Here is a 14,488-nt window from a genome sequence, read left to right as displayed (position 1 = left end):
CTTTAATATGAAACTTAATTAATTATTTCAATACCATCATGACCATCAACTTCGGTCACTGAAACTTTGATGCGTTCTTGGCGCGCAGTCGGAATATTCTTGCCAATGAAATCAGCTCGAATCGGTAATTCCCGATGACCACGGTCAACCAATACAGCCAGCGAAATACTTAACGGCCGGCCACCGCCCATTAGGGCATCTAAGGCAGCCCGAATCGTTCGACCAGTAAATAAAACATCATCAATTAAAATGACTTTTTTACCACTCACATCAAAATCCAATTGATAGTCGGTTGGCGCTGCCGTAATCACCATTGGCTGGTCATCACGAAAAGCAGTAATATCCAACTCACCCACTAAAATCGTCACACTTTCAAGCTGACGTAGTCGATCTGCAATCCGTTGTGCAATGTATACGCCACGGGTTTTAATGCCCACTAACGCCACATTTTTAATGCCTTTATTTTGTTCAATAATTTCATACGTAATTCGCGTCAAAGCTCGTTTCATTGCCATAGAATCCACTACTTCTTTTTGCATGATGGCCTCCTAATTTAAAATAAAGACGGTCGGACATTAAACTTGTCACGACCGTCAAAGGTAATGGTTCCCGTTTGCCTTTCAGTCTCACTGGACCGGATTAAAGGACTATCTTTACTGTTAGATTAATGAGTTGCATCCGTTTTGTCAAGCTTCGCCAAAGTCGCCGTAAAGATGGCTGGTAACGGCGCTTCAAATTGCATCAATTGGCCCGTTACGGGGTGCTCAAACCCTAACGTCCGGGCATGCAAAAATTGGCCATGCCCAGTAATTGTTTTTTTCGGGCCGTATAACGGGTCACCAACAATGGGATGACCGATAGATTGTAAATGCACCCGAATTTGATGGGTCCGCCCGGTCTCTAGTCGACAAGCAATTAACGTGTAGTGTTGATAACGTTTTAATACCTCAAAATGGGTCACTGCCTGCCGACCATCCTTGACAATTGCTTGTTTTTTTCGATCCTTGGGTGACCGACCAAGTGGTGCATCAATCGTCCCAGTGGTTTCTTTAATAACACCATGCACTAACGCCCAGTATTCTCGCAAATTTTTTTTAGCCTTTAACTGAGCCGCCAATGCATGGTGGGCTCGATCGTTTTTAGCGACCATTAGCAACCCTGAAGTGTCCTTATCAATACGATGAACAATCCCTGGCCGAAATTCGCCATTAATCGTGGACAACGGGCTATGATAAAGCAAGGCATTCACCAGTGTTTGATCTGGATGTCCTGGTGCCGGATGCACTACCATCCCTTGCGGCTTATTGACCACAATCACATCATCATCTTCATAGACAATGTCTAACGGGATATTCTCTGGAATCAATTCAGTCGTCTGCACGGTTTGGGCCGCTACCACAATCTGGTCACCAGCTTGAACCTGATACTTACTCGGCTGCTGCTGACCATTAACGGTCACTTGCGCCGTCTTAATTAGTTTGTCAATTTGTGAACGTGACCAAATTGCTTGTAATCCCGCCAAGACCTTGTCCAACCGACCCGTTTCGTGACTAACCTTAAATTGTTGTTCTGTCGTTGCCCCTGCCAAATTCTTAACTCCTTTTAGTGCTATTTATCGAACGTATCATCTCGCAAAACGGCAATCAAAATGAGAATAACGCCAACGGTCAAACATGAATCCGCAAAATTAAAGATTGGAAAATTAATGAAATCTAATTGAAACATGTCAACTACGTAACCGATACGGACTCGATCAATAAAATTACCTAAAGTCCCCGCAATCATTAATGCAATTCCAAATTCATAAAGTCGATGTTCCCGTAAGCGCCATAATAAATAGACCATGACGCCTAACGCGACGATGGAAATCAAGTAGAAAAAGCCCATTTTGCCTTGCAGTATGCTCCAAGCTGCACCACTATTATGTAAATTAGTTAATGAAAATAAGCCAGGTACCACCGTTTTAGTCGCACCCAAAGCAATTTGACGTACCACTGCTGATTTTATAATTTGGTCAATGATGACCAAGATAAACATTAGACCCCAATAAATCCACATTTTTCACGCCTCACAATCCGCTAAACTTGTTTAATTATACCAGACAATCACAAGTTAGTAAGTGGTCTTCCACCGTAAATTTCATTTTCCATAACAAGTCAAAAAAAGCGCTTGGGCTTGGCCCAAACACTTCTTAACGTCTAAAACAATCCTGAAATCTGACCGTCTTCAGTAATATCCATATCTAATGCTGCCGGATGCTTCGGTAATCCAGGCATGGTTAACACATTGCCAGTTAAGGCCACAATGAAGCCGGCGCCTAACTTAGGCACGAATTCGCGTACCGTAATCGTAAACCCGGTTGGGGCCCCCAACAACTTCGGATTATCACTCAATGAGTATTGCGTTTTAGCCATACAAATTGGTAATTTATCCCAACCATACTTGGCAAAATCACGTAGTTGTCGTTTCGCTTTACCACTATATTCGACGTTGGCACCACCATAAATCTTGGTCACAACTGCCATAACTTTAGCTTCAACGGAGTCATTGTTATCATATAACGGTTTGAAAGTGCTTGGTTGATCTGCCAACTTAACGACCGCCGTTGCTAAATCAGTAGCGCCGGCACCACCTTGTCCCCAGACATCGGCCAAGACTGCGTCAACCCCTAGTGCTGAACAGTAGTCCTGAACCGCTTGAATTTCAGCTGCCGTATCTGCCGTAAACTCATTAATTGCAACAACGACTGGAATACCATATTGCTGCATCGCTTGAATATGATGGCCTAAATTAGCTGCCCCTTGCTTCAACGCAACCACATTTTCGGTAGCTAAATCAGCCAAAGCGACGCCACCGTGTAATTTCAACGCTCGAATCGTTGCAACAATCACCACGGCATCCGGCGCTTGACCAACCGCCGGCACATTAATGTCCATGAACTTTTCGCCGCCCAAGTCGGCACCGAAACCAGCTTCAGTGACCGTGTAATCGGCCAAATTCAAGCCAGCTTGAGTTGCTAAAACGCTGTTACAGCCGTGGGCAATGTTAGCAAAGGGCCCACCATGGACCATCGCCGGTGTATGCGCCAATGTTTGGACCAGATTAGGCCGTAACGCTTCTTTTAAGAGCAGCGTAATTGCACCGCCCACCTTTAAATCAGCCACAGTTACTGGTTGCCGGTCATGCGTATAGCCAATCACAATCTGATTAATTCGCCGTTTTAAATCTGCGATGTTTTTTGAAAGACATAAAATTGCCATCAACTCGCTGGCAACCGTAATATCAAAGCCATCTTCACGTGGGACCCCTGATGTGGGACCGCCTAATCCAATCACAATCCGGCGTAATGCCCGATCATTAATATCTAATGTGCGCTTCCATTGAATACGACGTTGATCCAATCCCAAGGTATTTCCTTGTTGAATATGATTATCAATTAAAGCGGCTAACGTATTATTAGCAGCGGTCAAGGCATGCATATCCCCGGTAAAATGAAGATTAATATCTTCCATCGGAATAACTTGCGAATAACCACCGCCAGTTGCGCCACCTTTCATGCCCATGACTGGACCTAAGGATGGTTCCCGTAGCGCAATCATGGTTGACTTACCCAACTTTGTTAGTGCATCGCCAAGCCCAATGGTAACAGTGGACTTACCTTCACCGGCAGGCGTTGGATTAATCGACGTTACCAAAATTAATTTTCGTTGTGTCGCCTTTTTAGGCAATGGCAACTTCAACTTAGCTTTCGCACTCCCATACTGGTCAATCTCATCGCTGGTTAGACCAGCTTTGGCCGCAATGGTCGTAATCGGTTCGGGTGTTACTTGTTGTGCAATATCGATGTCTTTCATTCAAAATCCGCCCCTTTTGTCATATTACAAGTTTAGTATAACCGTTTTCAGACTAAAAAACGACAAAACACGGAACAATTATTTTATCATCACGTTTAAAGTTCGGTTATTTATTGACTTAAATTAAATCAAGTAACGCCCGACAACTCTTTTTAGGCATTAAAAATCGATAGGCATTCCCATCAATTTTAACTTCGATTCCGCCGCGAACTTTAGTCACTGATTCAAGTTGGTCGCGCGGAATAACGAGCCAAGACCGATTTAAGACCGTACTAAAAATCATTAAATTACGATCAATTGAAACGCGTCGTAGGCCAACTTGAACGGCACACGCCGCAATAAAGATGACCCCTAATAAGACAAATGGCCATTTAAACTTTAATGTTTCTAACCACCAAATAATCGTGCCCATTAGAATGATCAGCGTCCATGACCAAACAATTAAGCTGGAAGATAGATTTGGTTGGTATTTAAAGGTATGCTTAGAATTATTCAAAATATTAAAATCCTTTCAAAATGGAGTGCTTAAACATGCAATTATATACGGATGCTGCCACTACCCCGGCCAATCACCAAAGCGCCGCCGGAATTTTATTGGTTGAGGCTGGTAAACAACATCAATTCAAGCAAGTCTTACCACCTAGTGATAATCACACCGCCGAATTTTTAGCTGCCATCGCTGGTTTTAAACTGATTTTAGACACCTATGGACCCAATCAAGCGGTCTTCTTTTTTACCGACAGTCAAGTGGTCGCTGAAAGCGTCAGTAAAGCTTATAGCAAAAGCTTCTCAGTTGAGCTAAAAACCTTACTACACTTACAAGATCAATGCCAAGTCGTCATTACTCGTTGGATTCCCGAAAGTGAAAATCATGGTGCACATCAATTGGCCCAGCAAGGCCTACACTTAAAGGCTTAATCATCAACTTCCAAATAAGTCTCAATCGGTAACTGATATTGATCCCAATCATGACGGCCAGTCTGCACATAATCTGCCAATAGCTTGCCAATCATTGGGCCCGTCGTTAATCCAGAAGAACCCAAACCACTCGCTACTAGAATATGTGGATTGTCTGGCAACGGTCCAAAGAATGGGGCAAAATCGCGGGTATACGCGCGGGTACCAACCTTAACCTGGCTGATTTGATCGTGCGTTAAATTGGCATCTAACTTGACAGCGCTCGCAAATAAATCAGCTTCAACCAACGATGACGCTTGAATGTCGTAACCCATATCATTTTCATGGGTTGCGCCAACGACTAACTTGCTACGTGTAAATGGAATAAAATCGCGTTCACCTTCTGGCATTAAAACTGGGACTTCATCCCCCCAAGTTTCTGGCAATTGTAACTCAATTAATTGCCCCTTTTGCGGACGCACATCGGCGACAATTTGCATTGGTAACAATAGTGGCTTCAACCAGGCACCCACTGCTAAAATCAACGTATCATAAGCTTGTTGCCCATGGGGCGTTAATAGTTGGCCTTGATCGCCTAAGGTAACTTTGCCCTTATGCCGAATTAAATTACGCTTTTCAGCATATTTCAATAAATTATGGGCAAACTTATCACCATCAACGCGCGCTCCACCACTCACAAAGACGCCAGGTTGTGGCTGCGTCAATAACGGAATTTTGGCTTGCACTTCTTCAGCGGTCAATTGCGTAATCGTCCCCATCTGCGGTGCATCCTGATGCCGCTTGACTGCTAACTCATATAAGGCTTGTAAATCGGCTGCATCATGCCGCGTGACAATCGTCCCGGACTGTTGATAGACAGAATACCCCATCTGGGTTGCTTCAACAATTTCTGGATAAAGGGCAGCCCCGGCTTTAGCAAGGTTATACCAACGTTGATTGCGGCGCTTTGACAACCATGGTGAAATAATCCCCGCCGAATTCTTAGTGGCCTGTCCAATTCCATCATCATAAATAGTGACGCTTAGATTAGGATCTGCACTTAAATAATACGCCGTAACAGCTCCCACAATTCCACTACCAATAATCGTTACCTGTTTTCGCATTTTGACTACCTCCACACCCATGTTAGTTTCTATTTTAGCATACCCTTGCTAGCGTGCTTTAGCGAATAAAATTGGTTTGAGATTTTCTTAACCAAAAAATGATCTTGCCATCATCATGACAAGACCATTTTAAATTAACTTAATTAAGTTAGTGATTTGTTTCTTGGACTGCAGCGGTAATATAGCCACCTGTAGTTAATTTAATCCGATATAACTTACCGTATTGAACAACTGTCCCGGATACTTTAGCCCCTTTAGCAAGGGTCCGCCCAGATTTAGTAGAAAGTGCCGCATTGCTATAAACATTGGCATTATACTTCAAAGTGAACGTCCCGCTTTGACCAAGACCCCAATAACCGCCAACGTCTTGTGAAAGGACCCATTGGTTTAGTCCGGCCAAGTACAACAATTGTTTGGAATCACTCTTGGTTACTGATTTAACCGCGGTAATTTTATACATCTTTTGCTTAGCTGAACTTGGAACTTTACTGCGATCATAATACATGCTAGCTTTCGAATAAACGTAAGCGTATTGTCCAGCTTTATAGCTACTATAGGCATAAACCTTTGGTGCTGGGGTGAAGTTAGTTTCTTGCACTGCGGCAGTAATGTAACCACCACCATCTAACTTAACCCGGTACAACTTACCATATTTAACAACAGTTCCGGTTACCTTGGCACCTTTGGCAAGAGTCCGGCCTGACTTAGTCGAAAGCGCCGCGTTACTATAAACATTGGCATTGTAGTTTAAGGTAAAGGTGCCCTTTTGACCTTGACCCCAATAACCACCGACATCTTGTGAAAGGACCCATTGATTCAACCCTGACAAGTAGACGAGTTGTTTGGAATTACTCTTGGTCACTGACTTAACTGCGGTAATTTTGTACATCTTTTGTTTGGCTGAACTTGGAACTTTGCTACGATCATAATACATGCTAGCCTTTGAATAGACATAAGCATATTGACCCGTCTTGTAACTACTGTAGGCATAGGTCTTTTTGGCAGTACTAGTATTCAACCACCAACTCAATGGATGATAATTGGATACTGACGCACTATCAAACAAATTATTATCAACATATTGATTTAACGCTGATAAATAGTAATTGCTTGAATACTGCCATAATGAGAACGAAACCGTTGGTCGATATGAATAGTTCGCAATCCACTGGGCATCAAAACTTTGACGCGCGGTATTGGCATAGGTGGTCGCAAATGATTGGTAAGAATAGAAAATTAACTTTTTACTCGTTAACTTACGCATTTCAGTATACCAAGCCTTTACTGCCGCATTCGCAGTTGAACTATTCATTGACGTTGTTTCAAAATCCAATACGTAAAACTTCGTATTTTTATTTGAACGTGCATAAAAGTTCTTTGCATCGGTTACCGCACTGCTTGTACTCGTAAACGTCGAATAATCATATGACCCAAATGGCACACCGTATTTAACATACAAGTTTTCATTACTCTTATGATAAATATCTTCATAACCAGACCCATACTGAACCCGGTTAATAACAAAGCTGGTTTGTGACTTTAAACTGCTAACCTGCGTGCTAGTCAACTGGCCTTGCCATTCAGAGATGTCTGGTACAGCCGCTGACGCTTTCGTTGACACGCCGATAGCTAACAAAAAGCTCAATCCCATGAGGAGTAAACCCCATTCTTTTCTTACTTTCAAACTAAATTCACCTTTCCAACTAAAAAATATGTAAATAACAATTACTTTGTTAATAATACTAATAAAATATTGAAATTTAGCAACAAACATGTATCAATGATTTTACAAAATGTTTACAAATAAATTGTGATTGTTCACATTCATAAAAAGTCTTTTTACATAAATGTTTATACTTAATAATACACAAAATTTATTAATCATTCAATGCGAAAACTGCTATCCGCAGTTACAAATTGATTACAAGCACCATTTCACTTACAAAAAAAGAGTCAATTACCAACTAGGCAATTGACTCTTTAGCATTATTAAACTATTTATTTATTCAAAAACCTTAAATCGATCAGCATCCGCCATAAATTCTTTATCCCCGGCACCAGCTTCGATTGAGCCAAATGGCATTTCAGCCCGTAATTTCCAGTTAGCTGGAATATCATAAGCTTTAGCAACACCGTCGTCGATTAGTGGATTGTAATGTTGAAGATTAGCGCCAATCCCATTTTCAGCTAACGCCGTCCACACACTATATTGAGCATTACCTTGACCCTGTTCTGACCAATCAGCAAAGTTAGCCGCGTATAATGGAAAATCAGCTTCATTTTGTTTAACAATATCAGTATCTGTAAAGTACAAGATGGTACCATAAGCCGCTTTAAAGCCATTTAATTTTTCGACTGTCTTTTGGTACGCTGCTTCAGAAGGCACTTCTGATTTCAACCGATCAGCAGTCATGTCCCAAAGTTGATCATGATATTGATTGAATAGAATCACAGCCCGAACAGTTTGGTTGTTGAAAGCTGAAGGTGCATTTTTAATCGCAGTTTCAATGAATTTAGCCAAGTCGGCATTAGCCTGCGTTAAATTCTTACCTAGGGCATAAATTGAGCGACGTTTACTTTGTAGATTAATGAATTGATTTTCCATGAATGATCGACTTCCTTACTTGTTTGATAATTTTAGTATATCACTTACTTTTAGTTAGTAAAGCGTTTTATTCTATTTTTTTGCATTATCCTCTTTAACGGATTAATAATTGGCATTGTACCAAACCGATATTTCGATTTAATCACTGCCAGTCATGCCTGCCCACCATCACTAAAATTATCATTATTATATTATTGCTAGTATTGACTGGTTTCGATGAATATTGATTTTTGTTAATAACAACTAGTTTAATTTCGCCACCCATTAGTCAATAAAAAGTTCCGATTCTCATTTAGTGTTCGTTAAAACGGCGCCGTAATTTCACTTCCATCATGCTAATTACAATTAAAGTTAGTAATCCTAACCAACGCCAACTTATCCTAGCTTCATTAGTTTTAGGCAAAATAGTTTGATTAGTAGATTTAATCGGTTGTGCAGGTTTTGGTGCTTGATTAACTTTCACCTTCGAATACGGCATTGCTGAAAGCGTTGACGATCGATTACCTATCAGGTGTGAAACTTGCCGACGCGATGTCGTCAATTGTTGCAAATTCAATCGATTGCCTAATCTCAAACGGCTAATGATATCGACAGTATTCATAATCTGCAGTTTGCCTTTAGCTATAACATTGGGATGAACCCGTGCTAGCACGACTACAGGTTTGACCATATTCCCTTTAACTCTAGGGAGCGTAGCTAGGACATTGGTCCCCACTTGATCATTAACTTTTTTTACAGCTTGTTGGCCTAAACTACTTGTAACTTTCACACCACCGGTGACCTGTATACTCGTATAGGAAATTGTTTCACTGGTCGTGATTGTCCCATTCGTATTCACCATAGCCGTTACACTAGTTTTGTTAGCTGTATAGCCGATTAAATTTGGCACTGCAATTTGGATAACAGCCCCCACTCGTCCGCTAGCAGTTACATATTGGTTACCTTGATTACTCCTAATAAGAACATCACCAGTCACATAATTACCGGTATAAACAATGACTTGTTTCGTCGTAATCGTGTCATTGGGATTCACGATCGCCGTGATATTGGTTTTATCTGCGGTATAATCGGCCACAGCTGGGACGCTTACTAGTACAGTGCCCCCAACCTGGCCAGTCACTGCTGGAACAAGTTGATTGCCTAAATTACTATTAATTATGACATCACTAGTGACTTGATTACCCGTATAGACAACTGCTTCATCAGTCGTAATCGTGCCATTGGCGTTCACCACGGCTGTCACACTAGTTTTGTTAGCGGTATAGCCAAACACTACTGGAACATTTATGGACACAGTACGACCAACTTGACCGCTCACTGCTTGAATAAGTCGATGACCTAAGTTACTGCTAATTGTAACATCATTAATAACCCGATTACCCGTATAGACAATTGTTTCATCAGTTGTCATTGTGCCATTGGGGTTCACGGTTACCATTACCTTGTTTTTATCAGCAGCATAACCGGCCACATCAGGTACTATTACTAATACCGTGCTACCAACCTGTCCGCTTACCGCCGTAACAACTCGATGACCTAAATTACTGTCAATCGTCACATCACCGGTAACTGGATCACCCGTATATACAATTGTCTCGTCAGTTGTAATTGTGCCATCTGCATGCACTACAGCCACCACACTAGTTTTATCAACGGTATAGCCGGCCACAGCTGGAACGCTTACTAGTACGGTACCACCAACTTGTCCGTTTACTGATTGAACAAACTGATCACCCAAATTACTACTAATTGTGACATCACCAGTGACCTGATTACCCATATAGACAACTGCTTCATCAGTTGTTATTGTTCCGTTAGCGTTCACCATGGCAACAACGCTAGTCTTATCCGCGGTGTAACCTGCCATTATTGGTACGACAACCTCGATTGCAGTACCAACTTGACCACTTACCGATTGAACAAGTTGATTGCCTAAATTACTGCTAATCGTGACATCATTAGTCACTTGATTGCCTGTATAGACAATCACTTCATCAATTGTAATCGTCCCATCTGGGTTCACCACTGCTGTTACACTAGTTTTATCCGCCGTATAGCCAGTCACTACTGGAATAGTTACCGATACAGTACTACCAACTTGACCACTTACTGATCGAACAAGCTGATTGCCTAAATTACTGCTAATCGTGACATCATTAGTCACTTGATTGCCTGTATAGACAATCACTTCATCAGTTGTAATCGTCCCATCTGGGTTCACCATGGCAGCAACGCTTGTTTTATCCGCCGTATAGCCAGTCACTACTGGAATAGTTACCGATACAGTACTACCAACTTGACCACTTACTGATCGAACAAGCTGATTGCCTAAATTACTGCTAATCGTGACATCATTAGTCACTTGATTGCCTGTATAGACAATTACTTCATCAGTTGTAATCGTCCCATCTGGATTCACCATGGCAGCAACGCTTGTTTTATCCGCCGTATAGCCGGTCTCCACCGGAATAGTTACCGATACAGTACTACCAACTTGGCCACTTACTGATTGAACAAGCTGATTGCCTAAATTACTGCTAATCATGACATCACCAGTGACCTGATTACCTGTATAGACGATTACCTCATCAGTCGTAATCGTCCCATCTGAATTCACCACTGCTGTTATACTAGTTTTATCCGCCGTATAGCCAGTCACTACTGGAATAGTTACCGATACAGTACTACCAACTTGGCCACTTACTGATCGAACAAGCTGATTGCCTAAATTACTGCTAATCATGACGTCACTAGTCACTTGATTGCCTGTATAGACAATTACTTCATCAGTTATAATCGTCCCATCTGGGTTCACCATGGCAGCAACGCTTATTTTATCCGCCGTATAGCCGGTCTCCACCGGCACTGTAATTTGGATAGTGCGACCAATTTCACCCGTTGCGTTAACCGATTGAACCCCTAGATTACTCGGAATGTCGACCACCGCTGTAACCATCTCTGGTGACAAATTTAACGTCAAAGTATTAACACCGTATTGACCAGCTCCCGTCGACGTTAACGTAACAGCTAAACTGGCATCACTAGCCTTAGTTAGTGCCGCTACCGTGATTGGCAAGGTTAACGTATCCGTGGCTTCATCATATGCTAAAGATTGACCGTCCATCGTCAAGGTTAAACCGGCTAAATCTAAATTATTCAAACCAAGCTTAGCAATCAGTGCAGCTTTAATCCCCACCGCTGTCGTTGCCGTTGCGGCTACCGTAACCGTCAAAGTAGTCTGTTCAGCAAATGCTGCCGTTAAAATTTGGTTAACTGCGGCGGTAGCGTTTAATTGCTGCAGGTCATTATTCGCAAAAGCTCGTTCGGAAACATTATTTAACCCTCGACCTAATTGGAGGGTTGTTAAGTGATTGTTTTCAAACGCTGACTGACCAATATCAGTCACACTATCAGCTAAGCTTAGCTGCGTCAGCTGGTTGTTCGCAAAGGATTCAGTACCAATCGTCTTAACTGCGGTCCCACCGGTCAATGCTGCCAAATAATTGGTGGTAAACGCCTGGTCGCCAATATACAATAGCGTACTTGGTAAATTCAATGTCCCACTGATATTATCATTCGCAAAGGCCGACGTCCCAATTGATGTCACCCCGGCACCTAAAGTTAAAGCAGTGACACCACTAGCTTCAAACGCCTGATTACCAATGTAAGTAATACCAGCTGGAATCACCAACACGTTTAACTTGTTATGACTAAAAACCGCATCATTAATCGTCGTTAGCCCGCCAAAACTAATGCTCGTAATCTGATTCGTTTCAAATGCACCCGTTTCCACCGTCACTAGTGAAGTCGGCAACGCCAACGCACCAGTAAGCTTATTGTCAGCGAATGCCAATGTGCCAACCATCGTTAAAACCTGATTAAAAGTCAGCCCCGTTAGTTGATTGTCATAAAAAGCCCGTTTATTAATCGTGACTAAGGCCACATCTAATATTAAGTTGCCAGTTAATTGGTTATCCTCAAAAGCCGAAACCCCCAGCGTATTAACAGAACGACCTAATGTGAGTTCTGTCAGTTGATTACCATAGAAGGCCCGGTCAGCAACTGTTGTTAAAGCATTATCTAATATGAGTTGACCAGTGAGTTGATTTTCCTCAAAGGCCGACGTTCCGATTGTCGTTACATCAGCTCCCAATACTAATCCAGTCAATATATTATTGTAAAAAGCTTGTTCATCAATCGTCGTTAAGCCATTATTTAAGGTTAAGGTCCCCGTCAACGCATTATTGGCAAACGTTGCTGCCTTAATTTCAGCCAGCTGACTGCCAAAGCTAACCTGTGTCAAATCATTGTTTTCAAACGCCGCATCACCCAAATCAGTTAATCCAGCCGATAAAACTAGCGTGCCACTAAGTTGGTTATTCGCAAATGCTGACGTTCCGATTGATTTCACGCTCGACCCCAAAATGAGCTGCGTGAGGTCATTCTGATAAAAAGATTGATCCCCAATTGTGGTTAGCGTTGCTGGTACAACTAAGGTTCCCGCCAGTTGATTGCCCGCAAAAGCTGAGTCACCAATCGTCTTAATTGCTTGGCCTAACGTTAAAGTTGTCAATTGATTATTTAGAAAAGCTTGATCCCCAATTGAAGTTAGCGTATCCGGCAAACTTAACGTCCCCGTCAACTGATTACCGGCAAAGGCCGCTGTCCCAATTGAACTGACTGCCGCTCCCATCGTTAACCCCGTCAACGCATTATTCAGAAAAGCTTGATTCCCAATTGTCGTTAGTGCCGCTGGTAGCATTAAGGTTCCTGACAATTGATTATTCGCAAAGGCACTCGCTCCAATCACTGTTACCCCAGGAAATGTCACTGTCGTTAATTGATTATTGGCAAAGGCGCTGGCCCCAATTAACCAGGTCTGTGTTGGTAAATCAACCACTTTAATCGCATTATTAGCAAAGGCACTCGCCCCAATTTGGGTCACTGCCGGTAACGTCACCGTCGTAATTTTATTATCAGCAAAGGCATTATCACCAATTGACCAAGCCGAATCTGGCAAACTAACCGCTGTGAGTTGGTTAGCTTGAAATGCATTCGCACCAATTGTCTGAATATTTTTACCAAAAGTCACCGCTGTTAAAGCGCTAACAATTGTTAAATTATCATTTTCGGAACCATCATTATTGAAAGCATTATCAGCAATGCTCGTCACATCATGGCCATTATAAGTATCCGGAATCGTGATAGCTGTTTGGTAACCAGACGCTGGCGTTTGACCACCCGCATTTTGTTTCTGGCGCGCACCTGTGTAACCAGTTACTGTATAAGCTGTGCCGGCTGTATTTAAGCTAAAGTTAAAATCAGATACGTCATCCGCTGTCGCAGTCACTTTTAAAGTTTTGACAGTTGACCGAGCCGTTGTAACTAGCACCGCCTGACTTGCAACCGTTGCTGGTTGCCCATGGGTACTGTTAGGCGTAACTGCGGCTGATGTGGTAGCAACAGCAACCTTACTTTCGGTTGAAGCCACCGTTGCAGTACTCGTTTGTGCCTCAACTGCCACAGGGGCTGTGCTGGTCGACGTTGAAACGGCACTAGCTTTTGTTGGGCTGGTTGCCGAACTAGTCGAAGCAGCGCTAGCGACAGCATTACTGCTAGCACTTGATACAGTTGAACTGGCCTCCTCGGTTGAAGATGCCGTGTTAGCAGTCGTCTGACTATCAGCACTACTTTGATTACGCGTTGCAGTTTGACTTGGCGTTTGTTCAGTTGCTGAAGAAGCACTGGTCGTTGCAGTCTGCACAGTTGTTGTCGTACTAGTCGCTGCATTAGCAATTACCCCATTAGTCAAGCCAATTTCGGCGCCAATCCCTAAGACTGTAATCCCGGTATATAACCACTTTTTCTTTGCTATCAATTGTTTTTTTAGTTGCTCATCGTGCATCTGGCTTAACTTCCCTCAGATAATTATTTGTTAGTAGCTCATTACTAAAAAGGCTAACGCTACTCTGCGTTCATAGGTTCTACTATTTAAACGTTACCACTTA

At 42.5% G+C, this 14,488-nt stretch carries 10 protein-coding genes; 1 reads left to right on the top strand and 9 read right to left on the bottom strand.

From position 1 onward, the window contains the following. Positions 1-14 precede the first annotated feature (14 nt). The 5 genes from pyrR to C5Z25_RS00560 all read right to left on the bottom strand — a co-directional run bounded on the left by pyrR (position 15) and on the right by C5Z25_RS00560 (position 4,350). On the bottom strand, positions 15-539 hold the full coding sequence (pyrR, locus tag C5Z25_RS00580; RefSeq protein WP_105450720.1) for a bifunctional pyr operon transcriptional regulator/uracil phosphoribosyltransferase PyrR: 525 nt from the start codon (positions 537-539) through the stop codon (positions 15-17). A gap of 125 nt (positions 540-664) precedes the next feature. Then, entirely contained in the window at positions 665-1,588 is a 924-nt protein-coding gene (locus C5Z25_RS00575) for an RluA family pseudouridine synthase (protein WP_105450718.1), read from the bottom strand. Positions 1,589-1,608: 20 nt separating this feature from the next. Next, on the bottom strand, positions 1,609-2,058 hold the full coding sequence (gene lspA, locus C5Z25_RS00570) for a signal peptidase II (RefSeq protein WP_105450716.1): 450 nt from the start codon (positions 2,056-2,058) through the stop codon (positions 1,609-1,611). Between the two features lie 140 nt (positions 2,059-2,198). Further along, positions 2,199-3,854 carry a formate--tetrahydrofolate ligase gene (locus tag C5Z25_RS00565; protein WP_105450714.1) on the bottom strand — a complete coding sequence of 552 codons (1,656 nt, stop codon included), beginning with the start codon at positions 3,852-3,854 and terminating at the stop codon, positions 2,199-2,201. Between the two features lie 118 nt (positions 3,855-3,972). Then, positions 3,973-4,350, bottom strand: a complete 378-nt coding sequence (locus C5Z25_RS00560; RefSeq protein WP_105450712.1) for an EbsA family protein — start codon at positions 4,348-4,350, stop codon at positions 3,973-3,975. A gap of 35 nt (positions 4,351-4,385) precedes the next feature. Between C5Z25_RS00560 and C5Z25_RS00555 the strand changes: the two genes are divergently transcribed. After that, positions 4,386-4,772 carry a ribonuclease HI family protein gene (locus C5Z25_RS00555; RefSeq protein ID WP_105450710.1) on the top strand — a complete coding sequence of 129 codons (387 nt, stop codon included), beginning with the start codon at positions 4,386-4,388 and terminating at the stop codon, positions 4,770-4,772. On the opposite strand, the gene C5Z25_RS00550 is transcribed toward C5Z25_RS00555, so the two are convergent. The 4 genes from C5Z25_RS00550 to C5Z25_RS00535 form a co-directional block, all read right to left on the bottom strand. Continuing rightward, positions 4,769-5,875: an NAD(P)/FAD-dependent oxidoreductase gene (locus C5Z25_RS00550; RefSeq protein WP_105450708.1), complete on the bottom strand. Its 1,107-nt coding sequence runs from the start codon at positions 5,873-5,875 to the stop codon at positions 4,769-4,771. The two genes, C5Z25_RS00555 and C5Z25_RS00550, sit on opposite strands and share 4 nt — an antisense overlap. Before the next feature lie 148 nt (positions 5,876-6,023). After that, the gene (locus tag C5Z25_RS00545) at positions 6,024-7,559 is read right to left on the bottom strand and encodes a GH25 family lysozyme (protein ID WP_199774919.1); all 1,536 of its coding nucleotides are present in this window, start codon (positions 7,557-7,559) and stop codon (positions 6,024-6,026) included. Positions 7,560-7,877: 318 nt separating this feature from the next. After that, positions 7,878-8,480 carry a nitroreductase family protein gene (locus tag C5Z25_RS00540; protein WP_105450704.1) on the bottom strand — a complete coding sequence of 201 codons (603 nt, stop codon included), beginning with the start codon at positions 8,478-8,480 and terminating at the stop codon, positions 7,878-7,880. Between the two features lie 292 nt (positions 8,481-8,772). After that, a complete protein-coding gene (locus C5Z25_RS00535; RefSeq protein ID WP_105450702.1) occupies positions 8,773-14,385 on the bottom strand; it encodes a beta strand repeat-containing protein in 5,613 nt (1,870 codons plus the stop codon). Positions 14,386-14,488: the final 103 nt, after the last annotated feature.

The sequence above is a fragment of the Lactobacillus sp. CBA3605 genome, from assembly GCF_002970915.1.
Lineage (GTDB): Bacteria > Bacillota > Bacilli > Lactobacillales > Lactobacillaceae > Lactiplantibacillus.
Note: the sequence above shows the minus strand (reverse complement) of the source record. Positions and strands in the feature narration are given on the sequence as shown.